This is a genomic window from Hydrogenophaga laconesensis, assembly GCF_031457235.1.
GTDB classification, from domain to species: domain Bacteria; phylum Pseudomonadota; class Gammaproteobacteria; order Burkholderiales; family Burkholderiaceae_C; genus Hydrogenophaga; species Hydrogenophaga laconesensis.
In genome coordinates this window covers 19,341-39,614 of the sequence record NZ_JAVDWE010000001.1, presented here as the reverse complement: position 1 = coordinate 39,614, position 20,274 = coordinate 19,341, and the positions used below count along the sequence as shown (strand labels likewise).

Here is a 20,274-nt window from a genome sequence, read left to right as displayed (position 1 = left end):
ACCCGGACCAAACGCCCGCCACCTGCTGAGGCGATGCCGACCAGGCCGGTCAGATCTGGAAACTGTTGCGGATCAGGCCCACGGCAAGCCCTTCGATCTCGAATGGTTCGCCAGGCTCGACCACGATGGTTTTGTAATCGGGGTTTTCCGCGTGCAGTTCGATGAGGTGCTGGCGCCGCATGAACCGCTTGACGGTGACATCGTCGCCCAGTCGGGCCACGACGATCTGGCCATTCTTCGCTTCCTTGGTGGACTGCACGGCCAGGAGATCGCCGTCCATGATGCCGATATCGCGCATGGACATGCCACGAACCTTGAGCAGGTAGTCAGGCGTCCGCTGGAAGAGGCTGCGCTCGACCTGGTAGGTCTGGTCCACATGTTCCTGCGCCAGGATGGGGGAGCCAGCGGCCACACGGCCGATCAAGGGGAGCACCAGCTGCGAAAGGCTGGGGAGCGGGAGTGTAAGCTGGCGCCCACGCGAATCGTTGATGGATTGAAGATCCTCACTGCGCAGGCGAATCCCTCGGGATGTGCCGCTGACCAGCTCGATGACGCCCTTGCGTGCCAGGGCCTGAAGATGTTCTTCGGCGGCATTGGCCGACTTGAACCCGAGTTCGCTGGCGATTTCTGCCCGGGTAGGAGGGGCTCCCGTGCGCGCGATGGCCGACTGGATCAGCTCCAGAATCTGTTGCTGGCGGGCGGTCAGTTTCGGAGCGGTGTGGGGCATGTCTAGCATGGGAACCTCGTCGGGAGCGGTGGGCCAGAGGAAAACGCTTTGGATGAGCGGTGGGGCTGCATGGAAATCAGCTCACTGTTTTCTTATCCAGTATCTGTATTTTTAACCAGTTTCAAGAGGTTGGCAAGTGGTGAATGCGAAACAGGCCGGACGGATCGTGGTCCTGGGCACCGGGGGCACCATCGCCGGCCGGGCCCAGCAGGCTGGCGACAACGTCGGTTATGTGGCGGGGCAGGTGAGAGTGGCCGATCTGGTGTCGGCCGTACCGGGTTTGGCTGGCATAGCGCTCGAAGTCGAACAGGTGGCCCAGGTCGACAGCAAGGACATGAGCCTGGCGGTCTGGCAGGCCCTGGTTCGGCGCGTGTCCATTCACCTGCAGAACCCCGAAGTTTCTGCGGTGGTGGTGACTCACGGCACGGACACGCTTGAAGAAACGGCTTTTCTGTTGCAACGCGTGCTGCAACCCGCCAAACCTGTTGTGCTCACTTGCGCCATGCGCCCTGCGTCCGCGCTGGTGCCTGATGGGCCACAGAACCTCAGCGATGCGGTTGCGGTGGCGCAGCGCGCCGGTGGTGGCGTGGTCGTGGTCTGCGCGGGACAGGTGCACGGCGCGTGGGATGTGGCCAAGGTGCACACGTACAGGCTCGATGCCTTCGATTCCGGGGACGCCGGTCCACTGGCTTGCGTGGAAGAGAGCGAGTTGCGCAGCTTCCGCCCGTGGCCGGTCACGCCGCCGGGTGGCACGCAGGATGCTGAGCTGCTTGACCGATTCCTCGCGGCGGAAACACTGCCTCGTGTGGACATCCTGACGAGCCACGCCGATGCGGACGGAGGGCTCGTCGAGGCCTTGATGGCCCGGAAAACCGACCGCCCACTGCGGGGCATCGTGGTGGCGGGCACGGGGAATGGCACCATTCACGGCGCCTTGGCCAGCGCACTCGATGCGGCTCAGGTGCAAGGGGTGCGCGTGGTGGTGGGGACACGTTGTGCACGAGGGCGGGTCGTGCCACACGCGGGCCTGGCGTTCGCGGATTCGGCAGGGCTCTCGCCGGTCAAGGCGCGACTGGCGCTGGCGCTTGAATTGTTGATGGACTGAATAGTCGTGTTTGCTTCGCTGGCTGCCCATGCCTGGGCCTACCCGATGCTGGAGGTCTTGCACCTGCTGGGCGTCGCTTTGCTGATGGGCAACCTGGCCCTGCTGGAGTTGAGGGTGTTTGGATGGGGGCAAGCCCTGGCACTGGAGCCGTTGGCCAGGCTGAGCCTGGGCGTGGCGTTGGCGGGCTTCGGCTTGGCAGGCGTTTCCGGTTTGCTGATGTTCGGCACGCAAGCCGGGGAACTGCTGGCCAATCGCGTATTCACAGCGAAGATGGTGTTGATCATGTTGGCGGGGTGCAACGCCGGCTGGTTTCACGCCCGGCGATCTTTGCAGCGACAGGACCGCACCGCGCGCGTGCTGATGTTGTTGTCGTCGGCTCTGTGGCTGCTGGTCTTGACCTGCGGCCGTTGGATAGGCTACGTGTGAAGGAGATGGGCATGCAGCGACGCGACGTGATTCAAGCTGGGGCCGCGATGGGCCTGGGCGCCTGGACGGGCATGGCACTGGCCCACCATGGCTGGAGCAGCTTCGACCAGAACCGTCCGATCTACCTCGAGGGCCGTGTCGTCGAGGTGAAATGGCGCAATCCGCACGCGGAACTGGTGCTGGAGGTTCCCGAGACCTTGCGCCTTCCCAGCGACCTGGCGCAGCGCAACTTGCCTGCACAGACAGCCGGCATCGACGGCCCGGCGTTGCTGGCGAAAGCCGTGCTGCCCACCCGGCGCGACCGCCGCTGGGAAATCGAGCTGGCACCGTTGTTCCGGCTGGGGCAATGGCAGATGTCCGAGGTGCGCGAGGGCGCCACGCTGTCGACGGTGGGTTTCACCTTCAAGGAAGAGAAGGGCGAAGCCATCCTGCGGGCCGAGTACGTGTTTCTTGACGGCAAGGTCTACGGCCTGCGGTCGAGTCCGGCCTGAAAAGGCCAGAAACAAAACACCCGGCGCGCGGCCGGGTGTTGAGTGGGCTGGGGTTGACGCGGGCTTATCTGGACAAGGCCTCGAGCGCACGCGCCGTGATTTCATCGACCGAGCCCATGCCACTGATAGCGCGGTATTTCGGCGCCGCTGCCGCATCCGTGCGGGCCCAACTGCTGTAGTAGTCCACCAGTGGACGGGTTTGTGCGCTGTAGACCTCCAACCGCTTCTTCACGGTTTCTTCCTTGTCGTCTTCACGCTGGATCAGGGGCTCGCCGGTGACGTCGTCCTTGCCTTCCACCTTGGGCGGATTGAACTTGACGTGGTACGTGCGGCCCGACGCGGGGTGCGAACGGCGCCCGCTCATGCGCTCGATGATGGCGTCGAAGGGCACATCGATTTCCAGTACGTAGTCCAGCTTCACGCCGGCGGACTTCATGGCGTCGGCCTGTGGGATGGTGCGGGGAAAGCCGTCGAACAGGAAGCCGTTGGCGCAGTCCGGCTGGGCAATGCGTTCCTTCACGAGATTGATGATGAGGTCGTCGCTCACCAGGCCGCCGGACTCCATCACCGCCTTGGCTTGCAAGCCAAGGGGAGTTCCGGCTTTCACGGCGGCGCGCAACATGTCGCCGGTGGAGATCTGGGGGATGCCGTATTTCTGGCAAATGAACGTGGCTTGCGTTCCCTTGCCGGCACCGGGGGCGCCCAACAGAATCAGTCTCATCGCTTTCCTTTTGCAGAGTTTCAATGGCGTGGCCGCTTGTCTCGAGCGGCTGTCCCACGGCGTGGCGCCGGGGACAACCGGTCGAGGATAGCACGGGCACCCTTTGCGCTGGCTGACAGAAACCAGGGCCAGGGCACGTCCCCGGAGGGACTTCAGGCCCTGGAAAGCAGCTCGCGCACCCGTTGCAGGTCTTGCGGTGTGTCGACGCCAGGGCCGGGCGCGTCGGCGGTCAGGTGCACGGCGATACGGTGGCCGTGCCAGAGCACGCGCAACTGTTCCAGCGACTCGATCGATTCGAGCGGCGCAGGCTCCAGGTCGGGAAACTGCTTGAGAAAGCCGGCACGATAGGCGTAGATGCCGACATGCCGAAGCGGTGCGGGACTGGACAAGGCGCCCAAGGGTGCCCCGCTGGACGTCATGCCGTCGCGCCACCAGGCGATCGGGGCGCGGCTGAAATAGAGCGCGGTGTTGGCGCGGTCAAGCACCACCTTGACAACATTCGGGTTGAGGAAGTCGACCGTGCTGTCGATGGCATGGGCGGCCGTGCTCATGACGCAGTCGTCGCGGCGCTGCAGTTCCCCTGCCACCGCATCGATCAGGCGGGGGTCGATCAACGGCTCATCGCCCTGGACGTTCACGACGACCTCGTCGCGAGCCAGACCGAGCAGGGTGCAGGCCTCGGCCAGCCGATCACTTCCCGAAGGGTGGTCGGCCCGTGTAAGGAGGGCTGTCACGCCGTGGGCAGCGCACGCATCCATGATGCGTGGGTCGTCTGCGGCCACCACGCACCGGGTGGCACCGCTTTGCAGCGCCCGTTGCGCAACCCGCACGACCATCGGCAGGCCGCCGATATCGGCCAATGGCTTGTCAGGCAGCCGGGTGGATGCGAGCCGGGCGGGAATGATGACGGTGAAGCCGTCTGCCGGTGCAGGCTTGCTCACGCCAACGGCGCGGGTGCCGAAGGGCGAGCCGCTTCCTCTTCGCTGATCGCACGAGCCTCGTGTTCGAGCAGGATGGGGATGCCATCGCGGATCGGATATGCCAGGCGGGCGCTGCGCGAAAGCAGCTCCTGCCTGTCGCGGTCAAAGACCAGCGGCCCCTTGGTGACGGGGCAGACCAGCAGTTCGAGCAGTTTGGTGTCCATGCTGGAATGATAGTCGCCTGCCTTGACGCTCAGCGGGCGGGTCGCCAGGCGGCCAGGCGGGCGTCCACAGCCGCAAAGAATGCCGCTTCGGGCACGAGCTCGAGTGGGACTGCCCATGCCTTCTGCGGGCTGCCAGCGGGGAGAAGGGCAAACAGCTTGGTGGCGTCCTTCTCGGTGCAGATCAGGGTGTGCTGCTCGCCGCCCAGCAACTCGGCATAGGCAGACGTGTCCGCGTGGTCGGGCAGCGCGACCTCGCTCACAGGGGTGATACCCGCGCTGCGCAGCATGTCGAAGAACACCTGGGGGCGCGCGATGCCGGCGACGGCGGTGACCGCCTGTCCCTGCAGCTCCGACAACGCCATGATTTCATCTCCCGGCCCGACGATGTGGGAAGCGAGGCGGCGCTTGGCTCGGAACATGGGCAACCCTGCCGTCGGTACGACAGCAGGTGTGGGGGCATCCTCGCGGTGTTGTTGCAACAGCAGATCCGGCCGGAAAGCCGACTGGCGGGCGGGTGGCCACGGCTCGCGCAACAGACCTGCAGGCAGCAGCCAGCCGTTGCCTGTTCCACGATCATCGAACACCGCGATGGCGAGCTGACGCCCCAATGCCAGATGCTGAAGTCCGTCGTCGCACACGAGCACGTCGACTTGCGCATGGGCTGCAAGCAGGGCCCGCGCGGCCTCCGCCCGGCGTGCGGCGACGCAAACCGGTGCGCCCGTGCGCCGACGGATCAGCAGGGGTTCATCACCCGCCACCGCCGCAGGCGTGTCGCTCAGCACATGGGCCACTTCGGTGGTATTGCGGCCATGTCCGCGGGACACGACGCCCGGGTGCCAGCCGTTTTCCCTGAGGTGGTTCACCAGGGCGATGGTGCAGGGCGTCTTCCCTGCACCACCCACCACCACATTGCCGACAACCACGACCGGCACGTGCAGCCGATGGACCTTGAACAGCCCGCTGGCATACAGCCAGCGGCGAATGGCGATGAGAAGCCGGTAGAGCAGCGATACCGGCCACAGTACGCGGTTCAGAAGACCTCGCGACTGCGCGCGCCGCTCCCAGGTGGATGGTTCCGTTTGCCCTGCGGCCTGGCTCATCGGAACCCGGCGGCTGTCAGGGCTTGCCACGGGCCGAAGAGCCCGCCTGCTGCGTCGCGAAGGTGATCTGCACCAGGCCGGCACGCCGAGCGGCGTCCATCACGTTGATGACGGACTGGTGGGTTGCGGCCGCGTCTGCACTGATGACGATCACGGTTTCCCGGTTGTCCTGAGCGGCGTCCGACAGCACACGCGTGAGCGACTCGACGCTCGCGCCTTCGATCAGCTGCCGGTTGATGGAGTAGCGACCATCGCTGCCAACGGCCACGATGACTTCGCGGGGGTTCTGCTTGGGGGCCTGTGCATCGGCCACCGGAAGATTCACCTTGAGTTCGGTGAACTTGCTGTAGGTGGTGGTGAGCACCAGGAAGATGAGCACCACCAGCAGGATGTCGATGAACGGGATCAGGTTGATCTCGGGTTCGTCGCGCTCGCCGGTGCGGAAGTTCATAGCGTGGGTTTCCGCAGGCTCAGCAGGTGGCGGGCGAAGCGCTCGGCCGCCAGTTCCATGGCGAGAAGATAGCTGTCGACGCGAGCACGGAAGTAGCGCCAGAAGATGAGCGCCGGTATGGCGATGATCAGACCGAAGGCGGTGTTGTAGAGCGCGATAGAGATACCGTGGGCCAACTGGCCCGGGTTGCCCATGCCGGGCACCGCGCCGCCAGCGTCGGCCGCCTGCGAGCCAAAGATCTCGATCATCCCGATGACTGTTCCCAGCAGGCCTAGCAACGGTGCGGCCGATGCGATGGTGGCCAGCGCGCCCAGGTAGCGCTGGAGCTTGGCGGCGGCTTCCCGTCCGGCGCCTTCCAGGCTGGCGCGCAGGTCATCTTCCGTGGCGCGGGGGTTGATGTTGTAGGTGCGGAAGCCGGTGGCCAGCACAGTGCCCAGCACCGAGTTCTGTTCGAGTTGCTTGACCACATCGGGGCCGGGTATGCCGCTGCGCGAAACCATGATGGCCTCGTCCAGGAGCTTGGGCGGGAATATCTTGCGTGTCTTGAGGCTGACAAAGCGTTCGATGATCAGTGCCAGGCCGAGCACGGAGCAGGCAATCAGGGGCCAGATCGGCCAGCCGGCGGCTTGTATGATGGAAAACAAATCAGGGCTCCAGGCTAGTGCCACCGTACGCCGGCGGCCTTGATGGTGCGAAGGATTATGTCTCAGGGCCATGTCCATCCTTCGGGGCGCGGCGACCATCCAGCCCCTCCCTGTACCGTCCAGCCGCTTGGCCGAATATTCCCCATCTTGGTACACAGATTCTGTGGATAACTTTGTGAAAAACCCCTTGGCTTGCAGCGCTGCCGCCAGCGTTTGCGGGGCGTCTGACAGGTCGATGACAAAACAGGCAGCCCAAATGCCTTTGAAATCAACGCACTCGGCGCCCAACCCCTTCGCCGACGGGATGTTTCCAGGAATCGCAAGCATTGGTGCGGCTTGTGGACACATTTGCCTTGGAGTCGCGCGTGTCTGAAGCATTTTTCGACGCAGATCCAAGATCTGCGCCGCGCGTATGGTCGGTTGGCCCGTTGATGCGAGCGGTGGCGGATGCCTTGTCGGCTCGTTTCAACCCCGTGGCCGTTCGGGGCGAGATTTCGGGCTTCTCGCGTGCGGCCAGCGGGCATTGCTACTTCTCCCTGAAAGATGACACGGGGCAGTTGCGTTGCGCCATGTTCCGCCGCGCGGCGGACCAATTGCAGTTTGCGCCCCGCGACGGGTTGCTGGTGGAGGTTCGTGGCAAGTTGGACGTGTACGGTGCGCGCGGCGACCTGCAGCTCATTGTTGAAAACATGCAGCCTGCGGGGCAGGGGGCGTTGTTCGAGCAATTCCTTCGCCTCAAGGCACAGCTTGAAGCCGAGGGTCTTTTCGAGGAGGCCCGCAAGCGACCCCTGCCACCGCAGCCCCGGAGCATTGCGGTTGTGACGTCTCTGGGCGCTGCCGCACTGCGGGATGTCATCACGGCCCTGAAGCGGCGCGTACCGCACATCCCGGTGACGATTTTTCCCGCAGCGGTGCAGGGGGCCCAGGCGCCTGCCGAACTGGTCCTGGCCCTGCAGGCTGCTTACCGGCGGCACGTGGATTCGAACGAGGGGGATGTTTTGCTGCTCGTGCGGGGCGGAGGCTCGCTAGAGGACTTGTGGGCGTTCAACGATCCGGCGTTGGTGCGGACGATCGCCGCAGCGCCCATGCCGGTGGTGTGTGGGGTGGGGCACGAGACCGATTTCACTCTGGCCGATTTCGTGGCCGATCTGCGTGCTCCCACGCCCACGGCGGCCGCCGAGTTGTGCGCCCCCGCGCGAGAGCAGCGGCTCGCCGAGCTGACCCATCTGCATGAACAGTTGTGCGATGCCACCTACCGCAGCATCGATCAACGCGGTCAAAGGCTCGATCGGCTCTCGCAGCGCCTCGGGCGACCTTCTGGTCGGGTACACGACAGCCAGCAGCAACTGGCCCGGTTGCAGCATGCCTTGCAGCGCAGCGGGTCGCTCATGCTCCAGCGGCAACACAACAGATTGCAGGTTCTGGAAGGGCGCTTGCCGCAAGCCCTGCAGCGCTCCATGGAGGCTCAGCGTCAGCGCCTGCAGCGTGGCCAGTCCTCGCTGGCATTGCTCGACCCGAAACTGGTTCTGCAGCGAGGCTATGCCTTTCTCACGGATGAGCGGGGCACCGCGCTGACCAGCGCCGTTCAGGCGCGCGCTGGGCAGGCCTTGCGCGCGACCCTGTCCGATGGCGCTCTGGACGTGCGCGTCGAAGGAGCGCCACTCGTGATCGAGAAACCCTGATGAGCGTGGCCGGACCGGGCTTGCCTACAATGCAAAGGCCCGATTGCCTTGTGCCCCGCTTCCGTGGCCAAGCGCCCCATTTCACAACACCAACGCAAGAGGAACCCCATGGAACACACCCTGCCCAAACTGCCCTATGACCTGGACGCCCTGGCGCCTCACTACAGCCGCGAAACGCTTGAGTTTCACCATGGGAAGCATCACAACGCCTATGTGGTGAACCTCAACAACCTGCAAAAGGGCACCGAGTTCGAAGCCATGGACCTCGAGTCCATCGTGAAGAAGTCCAGCGGCGGCATCTACAACAATGCAGCCCAGATTTGGAACCACACCTTCTTCTGGAACTGCATGAAGCCGAATGGCGGCGGAGAGCCCTCTGGCGCGCTGGCTGCTGCCATCACCGCCAAGTGGGGCAGCTACGCCGCGTTCAAGGAAGCCTTCGTGAAGTCCGCCGTGGGCAACTTCGGTTCCGGCTGGACCTGGCTGGTGAAGAAGGCCGATGGTTCGGTGGACATCGTCAACATGGGCGCTGCCGGTACCCCGCTGACGACCGCCGACAAGGCCCTGCTGACCGTGGACGTCTGGGAGCATGCCTACTACATCGACTACCGCAACCTGCGCCCCAAGTTCGTCGAGACCTTCCTCGACAAGCTCGTGAACTGGTCGTTTGCGGAAGCCAACTTCGGCTGATCACAGCATGCTCAAAAAAGGGCTCGAGGGGTGACCTTCGGGCCCTTTTTGTTTGAAAGAGGTCAGTTGACCTGCATTTTTTTTGGTGCGTTTTTGTATTGTGGGAATGTGATCCCAAAAACGAAGGTTCCGTGTTTGCGCTGAAAGCACAATCACGGGATACCGATTGCCATATCCGGTCAACCAACGGGATGTGGCTCGGCGCCGTACCCAACAACCTTTGGAGATAAGCAATGAGCAGCCAGCAACCTACCATCATCTACACCCTGACAGACGAAGCGCCGCTGCTGGCCACCAGTGCGTTCCTCCCGATCATCCGCACCTTCGCGGCGCCCGCCGGGATCAACATCGAAACCAGCGACATCTCGGTGGCGGGCCGCATTCTGGGCCAGTTCCCTGAACTGCTGACGGAAGAGCAGCGCGTGCCGGACTACCTGAGTCAGCTCGGCAAGCTCACGCTCAAGCCTGAGGCCAACATCATCAAGCTGCCCAACATCAGTGCGTCGGTGGCGCAGCTGAAGGCCGCCATCAAGGAGCTGCAGGAAAAGGGCTACAAGATTCCGGACTTCCCGGAGAACCCGAAGACAGACGAAGAGAAGGACATCCGCGCCCGCTACAACAAATGCACGGGCAGTGCCGTCAACCCGGTGCTGCGCGAGGGCAACTCCGACCGTCGCGCGCCCAAGGCCGTCAAGGAATACGCCCGCAAGAACCCCCACAGCATGGGCGAGTGGAGCCAGGCGTCCCGGTCGCACGTCTCGCACATGCACCATGGCGATTTTTATCACGGCGAAAAGTCGATGACGCTGGACAAAGCGCGCGACGTGAAGATGGAGCTGATCACCAAGAGTGGCAAGACCATCGTGCTCAAGCCCAAGGTCTCGCTGCTGGATCGCGAAGTCATCGACTCGATGTTCATGAGCAAGAAGGCCTTGCTGGCTTTCTATGAAAAGGAGATCGAGGACGCACGCAAGACCGGCGTGATGTTCTCGCTGCATGTGAAGGCGACCATGATGAAGGTGTCGCACCCCATCGTGTTCGGGCACTGCGTGCGTATCTTCTACCGCGAAGCCTTCGAGAAGCACGGCAAGCTGTTCGACGAACTGGGCGTCAACGTCAACAATGGCATGGTCGATCTGTACACCAAGATCACCTCGCTGCCCCAGAGCAAACAGGACGAGATCAAGCGAGACCTGCACGCCTGCCACGAGCACCGTCCGGAACTGGCGATGGTCGACTCGGCCAAGGGCATCACCAACTTCCACTCGCCCAACGACGTGATCGTGGACGCGTCCATGCCAGCGATGATCCGCAACAGCGGCAAGATGTGGGGTGCCGATGGCCGCCTGAAGGACGTGAAGGCGGTGATGCCCGAGTCGACCTTCGCCCGCATCTACCAGGAGATCATCAACTTCTGCAAATGGCACGGCGCCTTTGATCCGAGGACGATGGGCACGGTACCCAACGTGGGCCTGATGGCACAACAGGCCGAGGAGTATGGCTCGCACGACAAGACCTTCGAGATTCCCGAAGACGGCGTGGCCAATATCACCGACCTGGCGACGGGCGAGGTGCTGATGAGCCAGGACGTGGAGCAGGGCGATATCTGGCGCATGTGCCAGACCAAGGACGCCGCCATCCGCGACTGGGTCAAGCTGGCAGTCACGCGCGCGCGCAATTCCGGCATGCCCGTGGTCTTCTGGCTGGACTCCTACCGTCCGCACGAAGCGCAACTGATCACCAAGGTCAAGATGTACCTGCATGAGCACAACACGGCCGGTCTGGACATCCAGATCATGAGCCAGGTGCGTGCGATGCGCTACACGCTGGAGCGTGTGATCCGTGGTTTGGACACCATCAGCGCCACCGGCAACATCCTGCGCGACTACCTGACCGACCTGTTCCCCATCATGGAACTGGGTACCAGCGCCAAGATGCTCTCCATCGTTCCGTTGATGGCCGGTGGTGGCATGTACGAAACCGGAGCTGGCGGTTCCGCACCCAAGCATGTGCAGCAGTTGGTGGAAGAAAATCACCTGCGCTGGGATTCGCTCGGCGAGTTCCTGGCGCTGGCCGTGAGCTTCGAGGATCTGGGTATCAAGAACAACAATGCCCGGGCCAAGCTCCTGGCCCGCACGCTGGACGCGGCAACCGGCCAACTGCTGGACAACAACAAGAACCCCAGCCCCAAGACCGGTCAGCTGGACAACCGTGGCAGCCAGTTCTACCTGGCGCTCTACTGGGCGCAGGAGCTCGCCAAGCAGACTGATGACAAGGCCCTGGCCGACAAGTTCGCTCCGTTGGCCAAAGCGCTGGCCGACAACGAGCAGACCATCGTCAAGGAGCTGGCGGACGTGCAGGGCAAGTCCGTGGACATTGGCGGCTACTACAAGCCCGACTTCAGCAAGCTGGAGGTCGTCATGCGACCCAGCGCGACGTTCAACAAGGCATTGGCCTCGTTGCCGGCCTGATCAGCAAGCCGCCAGCAATGGCGGCTTTTTTTATCTGCCGAAGGGCGCTCCACCCAGGCGCATGCCGGCCTTGATGCCGCGTTTGTCGAACCAGCCCTGGTGCATCTCGAGCACGTAGCGCACCGGCCGGACCGAGCAGTGCGAATCGAGGCTTTGCGGTTGCATGTCCACGAGATTGACGATGGTGCCGTCGTCGGACAGGAAGGCGGCCGTGAGTGGCAGCAAGGTGTTCTTCATCCAGAAGCACTGGGTGGACGGTTGCTCGAACACGAACAGCATGCCTTCGTTCGTGGGCATTTCCTTGCGGAACATCAGTCCCACCGTGCGTTCCTGCGGTGTGGCGGCTATCTGGGCCTGGATGAGGTGCATGCCGGCGGAGATGCCCACGCGCTGCAGGTTCAACTGCGGGCCATCCTGCGACCAGGCGGGCCCCGAGAGCAGGAGGCACAGGCAGAGCAGGCGGGCGAACAGGCTTGTCATGAGAGGTCGGGTCGGGCGTTGTTGATCCCGCATTGTCGGCCAATGAGGCCCATACGCGAGGGGCTCAGACTCGGAGTCTAGAATTTCCAGTCTTGTTCCCCATCCATTCCCGGAGTTTCCGTCGACATGTACCAGCACATCCAGGTGCCCGCCCAAGGCCAGAAGATCACCGTCAACGCCGACCTGTCCTTGAACGTGCCAGAGGAACCCATCGTGCCTTATATCGAAGGAGATGGCACGGGGGTGGATATCACGCCGGTCATGCTCAAGGTGGTGGACGCCGCGGTGGAGCGCGCATACGGTGACCGCCGCAAGATCCACTGGATGGAGGTCTACGTCGGCCAGAAAGCCACACAGGTCTATGGGCCGGATGTCTGGCTGCCCGAGGAGACGCTGAAGGCCTTGCGGGAGCACGTGGTGTCGATCAAGGGTCCGCTGGCGACGCCGGCGGCCGGAGGGTTCCGCTCGCTGAACGTGGCGTTGAGGCAGGCGCTGGATCTGTATGTCTGCCTGCGTCCGGTGCAGTATTTCGAAGGCGTGCCTTCGCCGCTGAAGGAGCCGGGCAAGACGAACATGGTGGTGTTCCGCGAGAACTCGGAAGATATCTATGCGGGCATTGAATACGAAGCGGGTTCCATCCAGGCTCAGAAGCTGATTCGACTGCTGCAAGACGAGATGGGCGTGACCACCATCCGTTTTCCTGCCACGTCCGGCATCGGCATCAAGCCGGTGTCGATCGAAGGCACCGAACGCCTGATGCGCAAGGCGATCCAGTACGCGATCGAACACGACCGACCGAGCGTGACCATCGTGCACAAAGGCAACATCATGAGGTACACGGAAGGTGGTTTCCGTGACTGGGCGTACGCGCTGGCCCGGAAGGAATTTGGCGCCGTCGAGGTCGATGGTGGTCCCTGGAGCCAGTTCCGCAACCCGAAGACGGGAAAGAACATCGTCATCAAGGACTGCTTCGCTGACGATTTTCTGCAGCAGATTCTGCTGCGTCCGCTCGATTATTCGGTCGTGGCCACGCTCAACCTGAATGGCGACTACGTTGCTGATGCCCTTGCGGCGCAGGTGGGGGGCATTGGCATCGCCCCGGGCGCCAATCTGTCGGACACCCTGGCCTGTTTCGAGCCGACCCACGGCCCCGTGCCGAGGCATGCCGGGATGGACTACGCCAACCCTTGCGCGGAAATCCTGGCAGCCGACATGATGCTCCGCCACCTGGGCTGGAAGGAGGCCGCCGACGTGATCATCGAAGCGCTCAAGGCCGCGATCGCCAGCAAACAGGTCACGCACGACTTCGCCCGTCTCATGTCGGGCGCCACGCAGGTCAGCACCTCGAGGTTCGGCGAGGTCATGATCGAGGGCATGCAGCCGTCCGACTGACGGTTTTCTCTGGAGCGGACCGGTCGAACCGCAGGAAGAAGTGCACGATTCGGGCCCTGCTCGATGATTTCCCCGCGAGCTTTCACCTCACAATGAGGCATGCAAAGCACTCGGCAGCGTTCCGTGAACCGATCCCTGGGCGACATCGCCTCGGGTGTGCCGGATGTTGTCTTATTCCCGCACGGTTCGGCGGTGCAACCAGCACCGCTAGAATCGTTTTCATGGCCACCCAGAATCCCAAAAAGCCGCCCAATCCCGTCGTCTCGCCCCCTGGTACCGGCAGCGACGACTCGGTTGTGCTGGAGCGGCGCGCCCAGCGCACGCAGCCTCCCCAGATGTTCCAGGTGGTGCTGCTCAACGACGATTTCACGCCCATGGAGTTCGTGGTTCATGTCATCCAGGAGTTCTTCAGCAAGGACCGGGAGACCGCCACACAGATCATGCTCAAGATCCATCTGGAGGGAAAAGGCATCTGCGGCGTCTATTCCCGCGATGTCGCCAGCACCAAAGTGGATCAGGTGCTCCAGGCCGCCCGGGCGGCAGGGCATCCTTTGCAATGCCTGAGTGAACCGGTTGAATAAATCCGTATCCACCCCATCTGAGCCCCAGTCGCCCATTTTTGACTCCAGACGATCGCCCCTTCAATCACCCCAGCCCAAAGGACGTGCCCAATGATTGCCCAGGAACTTGAAGTCAGCTTGCACATGGCCTTCGTGGAGGCCCGGCAGCAGCGGCACGAATTCATCACGGTGGAGCACCTGCTGCTCGCGCTGCTGGACAACCCCAGCGCCGCCGAGGTGTTGCGTGCCTGCTCCGCCAACATCGACGACCTTCGCAAGTCGTTGACGAATTTCATCAAGGACAACACCCCGCAGGTGGCCGGTACCGACGAGGTGGACACCCAGCCCACGCTCGGTTTCCAGCGCGTTATCCAGCGCGCCATCATGCATGTCCAGTCCACCGGCAACGGCAAGAAGGAAGTCACCGGCGCCAACGTGCTGGTGGCCATCTTCGGTGAGAAGGACTCGCACGCTGTCTACTACCTGCACCAGCAAGGCGTGACACGCCTGGACGTGGTGAACTTTATCGCCCACGGCATTCGCAAGAGTGACCCACCCGAGGCTTCCAAGCCGGGGGAGAGTGCGGCCGAAAATGAGGAGGCCGGTGAAACCAAGGGCAACGAAAAGGCGTCGCCGCTCGAGCAGTTCACCCAGAACCTCAACCAGATGGCCAAGGACGGCAAGATCGACCCGCTCATTGGCCGCGAGTACGAGGTGGAGCGCGTGATCCAGATCCTGTGCCGCCGCCGCAAGAACAACCCACTGCTCGTGGGCGAAGCCGGCGTGGGCAAGACCGCCATTGCTGAAGGCCTTGCCTGGCGCATCACCCAGGGTGACGTCCCCGAGATTCTGGCCGAATCGGCTGTCTACTCGCTCGACATGGGTGCGCTTCTGGCCGGTACGAAGTACCGTGGCGATTTCGAGCAGCGCCTCAAGGGTGTGCTGAAGTCGCTCAAGGACAAGCCCAACGCCATCCTGTTCATCGACGAAATCCACACGCTGATCGGTGCCGGTGCGGCCTCGGGCGGTACGCTGGACGCGTCCAACCTGCTCAAGCCGGCGCTCTCCAGCGGCCAGCTCAAGTGCATCGGTGCGACCACTTTCAGCGAGTACCGTGGCATCTTCGAAAAGGATGCAGCGCTGTCTCGCCGCTTCCAGAAGGTGGACGTGGTCGAGCCGACCGTGCCCGAAACCATTGAAATCCTCAAGGGGCTCAAGAGCCGTTTCGAGGAGCATCACAGTGTCAAGTACGCGGTGGCCGCGCTGCAGGCTGCGGCGGAGCTTTCCGCAAAGTACATCAACGACCGCCACCTGCCTGACAAGGCCATCGACGTGATCGATGAGGCGGGGGCGGCCCAGCGGATTCTGGCGCCGTCCAAGCGCAAGAAGACGATCGGCAAGGCCGAGGTCGAGGAAATCGTGGCCAAGATCGCGCGCATTCCGCCCGCGAACGTGTCCAACGACGACCGCAGCAAGCTGCAGACGCTGGAGCGCGACCTCAAGAGCGTGGTGTTCGGCCAGGACAAGGCGCTGGAAGTGCTCGCCTCGTCGGTCAAGATGGCGCGCTCCGGCCTCGGCAAGGCGGACAAGCCCATCGGCGCATTCCTGTTCAGCGGCCCCACCGGCGTCGGCAAGACCGAGGCTGCCAAGCAGCTGGCGTACATCATGGGCATCGACCTGATCCGCTTCGACATGTCGGAGTACATGGAGCGCCATGCCGTGAGCCGCCTGATCGGCGCGCCTCCGGGTTACGTGGGTTTCGACCAGGGCGGTCTGATGACGGAGGCCATCACGAAGAAGCCGCATTGCGTGCTGCTGCTCGATGAAATCGAGAAGGCGCACCCGGACATCTTCAACGTGCTGCTGCAGGTCATGGACCACGGTACGCTGACGGACAACAACGGACGCAAGGCCGACTTCCGCAATGTCATCATCATCATGACGACGAACGCGGGTGCCGAAACCATGAACAAGGCGACCATCGGCTTCACCAATCCGCGTGAAGCCGGCGACGAGATGGCCGACATCAAGCGCCTGTTCACGCCGGAGTTCCGCAACCGTCTGGACGCCACGGTGAGCTTCAAGGCGCTGGATGAGAACATCATCATGCGCGTGGTCGACAAGTTCCTGCTTCAGCTGGAGACGCAGCTGGCCGAGAAGAAGGTCGAAGTCACCTTCACCGACGCGCTGCGCAAGCACTTGGCGAAGAAGGGCTTTGATCCGCTGATGGGTGCTCGTCCGATGCAGCGCCTGATCCAGGACACGATTCGTCGCGCGCTGGCCGACGAGTTGCTGTTCGGCCGATTGACCGAAGGCGGTCGCCTGACAGTGGATATCGAGACGAAGAAGGACGAAGCGGGCAAGGAAACGCAGGAAGTCACGCTCGACATCCAGCCGTTGCCGAAGAAGGAAGGCAAGGCCAAGCCCGAAGAGGCCACGGCAGGCTGATCCCGATCTGCCTGGAACGAAAAAGCCCGGCCATGGCCGGGCTTTTTCATGGGCACGAGCCGTTAGCGCTTGCCGCCCATCAGCCCACCGAGCACGCCCCGCAGGATCTGCCGGCCCAGCCCGCTGGCCACGGTGCGTGCAGCGGTCTTGGCCATGGTCTGTACGAGGCCGTCGTACTGGCCACCGCGGGGGCCGGTACGGCCAAAAAGCACTTCGTTGAGCGCGCTCTTTTCGGCGGCCGCCGGCGCTTCCTTGGTCGCACCGGGAATGCGAGGCGCCTTGGCGGCGGGTTTGCCCGTGTCCTCGGGTGGCGCGCCCTCGGTGCGGGCGCCAGCGTGCGAGCGGAACATCTCATAGGCGCTTTCGCGATCGATCATCTTTTCATAGACGCCTGCCACCAGCGAGCCCTGGATCAGGGCCCGGCGCTGTTCCGGCGTGATCGGACCGAGCTGGCTGCCGGGTGGCACCACGAATACGCGTTCGGTTTCGGTCGGGCGGCCTTTGGGGTCCAGCAGGCTCACCAGGGCTTCGCCCACGGCCAGTTCTGTGATGGCCGCCTCGATGTCCAGACCGGCCTTGGGCCGCATGGTCTGGGCGGTGGACTTCACGGCTTTCTGGTCACGTGGTGTGAAGGCACGCAAGGCGTGCTGGACGCGGTTGCCCAGTTGGCCGAGCACGCTGTCGGGGATGTCCAGAGGGTTCTGTGTCACGAAGTACACCCCGACGCCTTTGGAGCGCACCAGTCGCACCACCAGCTCGATGCGTTCGATCAGCACTTTGGGCGCCTCGTTGAACAGCAGGTGGGCTTCGTCGAAGAAGAAGACCAGCTTGGGCTTCTCCGGGTCGCCGATCTCGGGCAGGGTCTCGAAAAGCTCCGACAGCATCCACAGGAGGAAGGTGGCATAGAGGCGCGGGGCGTTCATGAGCTTGTCGGCGGCCAGCACGTTGATCACACCCTTGCCGTCCACCGTCTGCATGAAATCGCTGATGTCCAGCATCGGCTCGCCGAAGAACTTGTCGCCGCCTTGCTGCTCGACCTGCATCAGCCCGCGCTGGATGGCGCCGATGCTGGCTGCGCTGATGTTGCCGTACTCCGTGGTGAACTGCTTGGCGTTGTCGCCGATGTGCTGCAGCATGGCCCGCAGGTCTTTCATGTCCAGCAGCAGAAGACCGTTGTCGTCGGCGATCTTGAACACCAGGTTGAGCACGCCGGCCTGGGTGTCGTTGAGATTGAGCATGCGCGACAGCAGCAGAGGCCCCATGTCGCTGATGGTGGCGCGCACGGGGTGGCCGAGTTCACCGAACACGTCCCACAGGGTGGTGGGGCAAGCCTGCGGGGCGGGCAGGGCGATGCCGCGGTCTTTCAGCGTCGCACTCAGCTTTTCGCCAAAACTGCCGCGCTGGCTGATGCCGGACAGGTCGCCCTTGACGTCGGCCATGAACACCGGCACGCCGATGTTGGAGAACTGCTCGGCCAGGGTTTGCAGGGTGACTGTCTTGCCGGTGCCGGTGGCGCCCGTGATCAGACCGTGGCGGTTGGCCAGGCCTGGCAACAACTGGCAGGTGGTGGTGGCGTTCTGGGCGATCAGCATCGGTTCGGCCATGGTGAAGGTTCCTGGAATGGGCGGTTCGGGTGAAACGTAAAATCGCAGGCTTATTAGATCAAAGCCAGAACGGGCAAAAGGACTATTTCGTGGCCGGACACAGCAAATGGGCAAATATTCAGCACCGCAAGGGTCGCCAGGATGAGAAGCGCGGGAAGATCTGGACGCGGGTGATCCGCGAGATCACCGTGGCAGCGCGCCAGGGTGGCGGCGATCCGGCGATGAACCCACGCCTGCGGCTGGCCATCGAGAAAGCGAAGGCAGCGAACATGCCCGCCGATCGCATCAAGTACAACGTGGACAAGGCTTCCGGCAATCTGGAAGGCCAGGCGCTCGAAGAAATCCGGTACGAGGGATACGGCATTGGTGGCGCGGCGGTGATCGTCGACACCATGACGGACAACCGCGTGCGCACCGTGGCCGAGGTGCGCCACGCGTTCAGCAAGTATGGTGGCAACCTGGGGACGGATGGTTCCGTGTCGTTCCAGTTCAAGCACTGTGGCCAGCTGATCTTCGCGCCCGGCACGTCCGAGGACAAGGTGATGGAAGTCGCGCTGGAAGCCGGTGCCGACGACGTGATCAGCGACGACGAAGGCGCGATCGAGGTGCTGACTTCGCCGACGGAATTCGAAGCGGTAAAGAATGCGCTGGAAGCGGCCGGCCTCAAGCCGGAGGTGGCCGAAGTCACCATGAGGGCGGAGAACAACATCGAGCTGACCGGCGAGGACGCGGCGCGCATGCAGAAGCTGCTGGACGTGCTGGAGGACCTGGACGACGTGCAGGACGTGTTCCACAACGCGGAAATTGGCGAATAAAGGTCGGTTGGGATGAAAGTACTTGTGATCGGCGGCGGCGGCCGCGAACATGCGCTGGCCTGGAAGCTGGCGCAATCGGAAGGCGTGCAGCAGGTTTTCGTGGCACCTGGCAACGCCGGCACCGCGCGCGACCCTGCGTTGACGAACCTCGACATCACCGACAAGGCCGCGTTGCGGGCCTGGGCGCAGGCTGAAGGGGTGGCGCTGACGGTGGTTGGCCCCGAAGCGCCACTGGCCGCCGGTGTGGTGGATGAATTCCGTGCCCATGGCCTGTCCATTTTCGGCCCCACCAAGGCCGCTGCCCAGCTGGAGAGCTCCAAGGCATTTTCCAAGGCCTTCATGCAACGCCATGGCATCCCCACGGCGAAATACCAGACCTTCACCGATCCTGCCGCCGCGCATGCGTACGTCGATACCGAGGGTGCGCCCATCGTGATCAAGGCCGATGGCCTGGCCGCTGGCAAGGGCGTAGTGGTGGCCATGTCGCTGGCCGAGGCGCACGAGGCCATCGATTTCATGCTGCTCGACAACACCCTGGGTGTGGCCCACAACGAGGGCGGCGCGCGCGTGGTGATCGAGGAGTTCCTGGCCGGCGAGGAGGCCAGTTTCATCGTGCTGTGCGACGGCGAGCACGCGTTGGCGCTGGCCACGAGCCAGGACCACAAGCGCTTGATGGACGCGGACCAGGGGCCCAATACCGGAGGCATGGGCGCCTATTCGCCAGCACCTGTCGTCACGGCCGCCGTGCACGAGCGGGCCATGAACGAGGTGATCCTGCCCACGCTGCGTGGTATGAAGGCCGACGGCATTCCCTACACAGGCTTTCTCTATGCCGGGTTGATGATCACACCCGATGGCCAGGTGAAGACGCTGGAGTTCAACTGCCGGATGGGGGATCCGGAAACGCAACCCATCATGATGCGGTTGCGCAGCAACCTCGCCCAGGTGCTGCTGTCCGCCACCCGCGGGGAACTTGATCGCGTGGCGCTGGACTGGGACGCACGCGTGGCGCTGGGCGTGGTGCTGGCCGCAGCGGGCTACCCCCTGAGCCCGCGAAAGGGCGATGAGATCACAGGGCTGCCCGCTGACGAGGCCGATCGCATGGTGTTCCATGCGGGCACTGGCGGAGCGGGGGCGGTGCAGGTCACCGGTGGCCGTGTCCTGTGCGTGACGGCGCTGGCCGACACCGTGGCCGCGGCGCGGCAGCGTGCCTACGAGGTGGTGGATACCATCCACTTCGATGGCATGCAGTACCGCCGCGACATCGGATACCGGGCGCTTTGAAACCCGCACCGACATTCCTGTCCAGAATTCCCTCCGTCG

20 protein-coding genes are annotated in these 20,274 nt (G+C 63.6%); 11 read left to right on the top strand and 9 right to left on the bottom strand.

Translation table 11 applies throughout. From position 1 onward, the window contains the following. Positions 1-49: 49 nt before the first annotated feature. Positions 50-727, bottom strand: a complete 678-nt coding sequence (gene lexA / locus J2X09_RS00240) for a transcriptional repressor LexA (protein ID WP_374726474.1) — start codon at positions 725-727, stop codon at positions 50-52. A gap of 139 nt (positions 728-866) precedes the next feature. Between lexA and J2X09_RS00235 the strand changes: the two genes are divergently transcribed. Genes J2X09_RS00235 through J2X09_RS00225 form a run of 3 tightly spaced genes read left to right on the top strand, consistent with a single transcriptional unit; the run spans position 867 to position 2,749 of the window. After that, positions 867-1,832 (top strand): asparaginase, encoded by a 966-nt coding sequence (locus J2X09_RS00235; RefSeq protein ID WP_310306933.1) that lies wholly within the window; start codon positions 867-869, stop codon positions 1,830-1,832. Positions 1,833-1,838: 6 nt separating this feature from the next. After that, the gene (locus J2X09_RS00230) at positions 1,839-2,258 is read left to right on the top strand and encodes a hypothetical protein (protein WP_204731344.1); all 420 of its coding nucleotides are present in this window, start codon (positions 1,839-1,841) and stop codon (positions 2,256-2,258) included. Between the two features lie 11 nt (positions 2,259-2,269). Next, a complete protein-coding gene (locus J2X09_RS00225) occupies positions 2,270-2,749 on the top strand; it encodes a DUF6152 family protein (RefSeq protein ID WP_204731343.1) in 480 nt (159 codons plus the stop codon). A gap of 64 nt (positions 2,750-2,813) precedes the next feature. Here J2X09_RS00225 and adk read toward each other — a convergent pair whose 3' ends face one another. From adk to J2X09_RS00195, 6 genes are all read right to left on the bottom strand, one after another. Next, the gene (adk, locus tag J2X09_RS00220; RefSeq protein WP_204731342.1) at positions 2,814-3,470 is read right to left on the bottom strand and encodes an adenylate kinase; all 657 of its coding nucleotides are present in this window, start codon (positions 3,468-3,470) and stop codon (positions 2,814-2,816) included. A 152-nt stretch (positions 3,471-3,622) separates the two neighbouring features. Next, positions 3,623-4,411 carry a 3-deoxy-manno-octulosonate cytidylyltransferase gene (gene kdsB / locus J2X09_RS00215; protein ID WP_204731341.1) on the bottom strand — a complete coding sequence of 263 codons (789 nt, stop codon included), beginning with the start codon at positions 4,409-4,411 and terminating at the stop codon, positions 3,623-3,625. Then, the gene (locus J2X09_RS00210; RefSeq protein ID WP_204731340.1) at positions 4,408-4,614 is read right to left on the bottom strand and encodes a Trm112 family protein; all 207 of its coding nucleotides are present in this window, start codon (positions 4,612-4,614) and stop codon (positions 4,408-4,410) included. Before J2X09_RS00210 ends, kdsB begins: the two co-directional genes overlap by 4 nt. A gap of 29 nt (positions 4,615-4,643) precedes the next feature. After that, entirely contained in the window at positions 4,644-5,714 is a 1,071-nt protein-coding gene (gene lpxK, locus J2X09_RS00205; RefSeq protein ID WP_204731339.1) for a tetraacyldisaccharide 4'-kinase, read from the bottom strand. Between the two features lie 16 nt (positions 5,715-5,730). After that, positions 5,731-6,165 (bottom strand): ExbD/TolR family protein, encoded by a 435-nt coding sequence (locus J2X09_RS00200; protein WP_204731338.1) that lies wholly within the window; start codon positions 6,163-6,165, stop codon positions 5,731-5,733. Beyond that, entirely contained in the window at positions 6,162-6,809 is a 648-nt protein-coding gene (locus tag J2X09_RS00195; RefSeq protein ID WP_204731337.1) for a MotA/TolQ/ExbB proton channel family protein, read from the bottom strand. The genes J2X09_RS00200 and J2X09_RS00195 overlap by 4 nt, the downstream gene beginning before the upstream one ends. A 365-nt stretch (positions 6,810-7,174) precedes the next feature. Here J2X09_RS00195 and xseA point away from each other — a divergent pair, with 365 nt between their 5' ends. The 3 genes from xseA (at position 7,175) to J2X09_RS00180 (ending at position 11,652) form a co-directional block, all read left to right on the top strand. Beyond that, a complete protein-coding gene (gene xseA, locus J2X09_RS00190) occupies positions 7,175-8,491 on the top strand; it encodes an exodeoxyribonuclease VII large subunit (protein WP_310306927.1) in 1,317 nt (438 codons plus the stop codon). Positions 8,492-8,599: 108 nt separating this feature from the next. After that, complete coding sequence (locus J2X09_RS00185) at positions 8,600-9,181, top strand: superoxide dismutase (protein WP_310306924.1); 582 nt, start codon at positions 8,600-8,602, stop codon at positions 9,179-9,181. Positions 9,182-9,414: 233 nt separating this feature from the next. Further along, positions 9,415-11,652, top strand: coding sequence for an NADP-dependent isocitrate dehydrogenase (locus tag J2X09_RS00180; RefSeq protein WP_204731336.1), 2,238 nt, complete (start codon positions 9,415-9,417; stop codon positions 11,650-11,652). 30 nt (positions 11,653-11,682) lie between these two features. Here the strand turns inward: J2X09_RS00180 and J2X09_RS00175 are convergent, their stop codons facing one another. Then, positions 11,683-12,132, bottom strand: coding sequence for a DUF192 domain-containing protein (locus J2X09_RS00175; RefSeq protein WP_204731335.1), 450 nt, complete (start codon positions 12,130-12,132; stop codon positions 11,683-11,685). A gap of 126 nt (positions 12,133-12,258) precedes the next feature. Here J2X09_RS00175 and icd point away from each other — a divergent pair, with 126 nt between their 5' ends. From icd to clpA, 3 genes are all read left to right on the top strand, one after another. Beyond that, the gene (icd, locus tag J2X09_RS00170) at positions 12,259-13,524 is read left to right on the top strand and encodes an NADP-dependent isocitrate dehydrogenase (RefSeq protein ID WP_204731334.1); all 1,266 of its coding nucleotides are present in this window, start codon (positions 12,259-12,261) and stop codon (positions 13,522-13,524) included. Positions 13,525-13,745: 221 nt separating this feature from the next. After that, positions 13,746-14,105: an ATP-dependent Clp protease adapter ClpS gene (gene clpS / locus J2X09_RS00165; RefSeq protein WP_204731333.1), complete on the top strand. Its 360-nt coding sequence runs from the start codon at positions 13,746-13,748 to the stop codon at positions 14,103-14,105. A gap of 90 nt (positions 14,106-14,195) precedes the next feature. Further along, positions 14,196-16,532 (top strand): ATP-dependent Clp protease ATP-binding subunit ClpA, encoded by a 2,337-nt coding sequence (gene clpA / locus J2X09_RS00160; RefSeq protein ID WP_204731332.1) that lies wholly within the window; start codon positions 14,196-14,198, stop codon positions 16,530-16,532. A gap of 62 nt (positions 16,533-16,594) precedes the next feature. On the opposite strand, the gene J2X09_RS00155 is transcribed toward clpA, so the two are convergent. After that, positions 16,595-18,136: a helicase HerA-like C-terminal domain-containing protein gene (locus tag J2X09_RS00155; protein ID WP_204731331.1), complete on the bottom strand. Its 1,542-nt coding sequence runs from the start codon at positions 18,134-18,136 to the stop codon at positions 16,595-16,597. Positions 18,137-18,225: 89 nt separating this feature from the next. Between J2X09_RS00155 and J2X09_RS00150 the strand changes: the two genes are divergently transcribed. Both J2X09_RS00150 and purD read left to right on the top strand, forming a co-directional pair. Further along, positions 18,226-18,951: a YebC/PmpR family DNA-binding transcriptional regulator gene (locus J2X09_RS00150; RefSeq protein WP_204731330.1), complete on the top strand. Its 726-nt coding sequence runs from the start codon at positions 18,226-18,228 to the stop codon at positions 18,949-18,951. 12 nt (positions 18,952-18,963) lie between these two features. Continuing rightward, positions 18,964-20,235 (top strand): phosphoribosylamine--glycine ligase, encoded by a 1,272-nt coding sequence (gene purD / locus J2X09_RS00145; protein WP_204731329.1) that lies wholly within the window; start codon positions 18,964-18,966, stop codon positions 20,233-20,235. The last annotated feature ends 39 nt before the right edge of the window (positions 20,236-20,274 follow it).

Excerpts from the sequence above, each read along its gene's own strand:
- lexA (WP_374726474.1), bottom strand. The coding sequence starts at position 727 with ATGCCCCACACCGCTCCGAAACTGACCGCCCGCCAGCAACAGATTCTG.
- J2X09_RS00225 (WP_204731343.1), top strand. The coding sequence starts at position 2,270 with ATGCAGCGACGCGACGTGATTCAAGCTGGGGCCGCGATGGGCCTGGGC.
- J2X09_RS00155 (WP_204731331.1), bottom strand. The coding sequence starts at position 18,136 with ATGGCCGAACCGATGCTGATCGCCCAGAACGCCACCACCACCTGCCAG.
- clpS (WP_204731333.1), top strand. The coding sequence starts at position 13,746 with ATGGCCACCCAGAATCCCAAAAAGCCGCCCAATCCCGTCGTCTCGCCC.
- clpA (WP_204731332.1), top strand. The coding sequence starts at position 14,196 with ATGATTGCCCAGGAACTTGAAGTCAGCTTGCACATGGCCTTCGTGGAG.
- adk (WP_204731342.1), bottom strand. The coding sequence starts at position 3,470 with ATGAGACTGATTCTGTTGGGCGCCCCCGGTGCCGGCAAGGGAACGCAA.
- J2X09_RS00175 (WP_204731335.1), bottom strand. The coding sequence starts at position 12,132 with ATGACAAGCCTGTTCGCCCGCCTGCTCTGCCTGTGCCTCCTGCTCTCG.
- J2X09_RS00185 (WP_310306924.1), top strand. The coding sequence starts at position 8,600 with ATGGAACACACCCTGCCCAAACTGCCCTATGACCTGGACGCCCTGGCG.
- J2X09_RS00180 (WP_204731336.1), top strand. The coding sequence starts at position 9,415 with ATGAGCAGCCAGCAACCTACCATCATCTACACCCTGACAGACGAAGCG.
- J2X09_RS00210 (WP_204731340.1), bottom strand. The coding sequence starts at position 4,614 with ATGGACACCAAACTGCTCGAACTGCTGGTCTGCCCCGTCACCAAGGGG.
- J2X09_RS00200 (WP_204731338.1), bottom strand. The coding sequence starts at position 6,165 with ATGAACTTCCGCACCGGCGAGCGCGACGAACCCGAGATCAACCTGATC.
- purD (WP_204731329.1), top strand. The coding sequence starts at position 18,964 with ATGAAAGTACTTGTGATCGGCGGCGGCGGCCGCGAACATGCGCTGGCC.
- icd (WP_204731334.1), top strand. The coding sequence starts at position 12,259 with ATGTACCAGCACATCCAGGTGCCCGCCCAAGGCCAGAAGATCACCGTC.
- lpxK (WP_204731339.1), bottom strand. The coding sequence starts at position 5,714 with ATGAGCCAGGCCGCAGGGCAAACGGAACCATCCACCTGGGAGCGGCGC.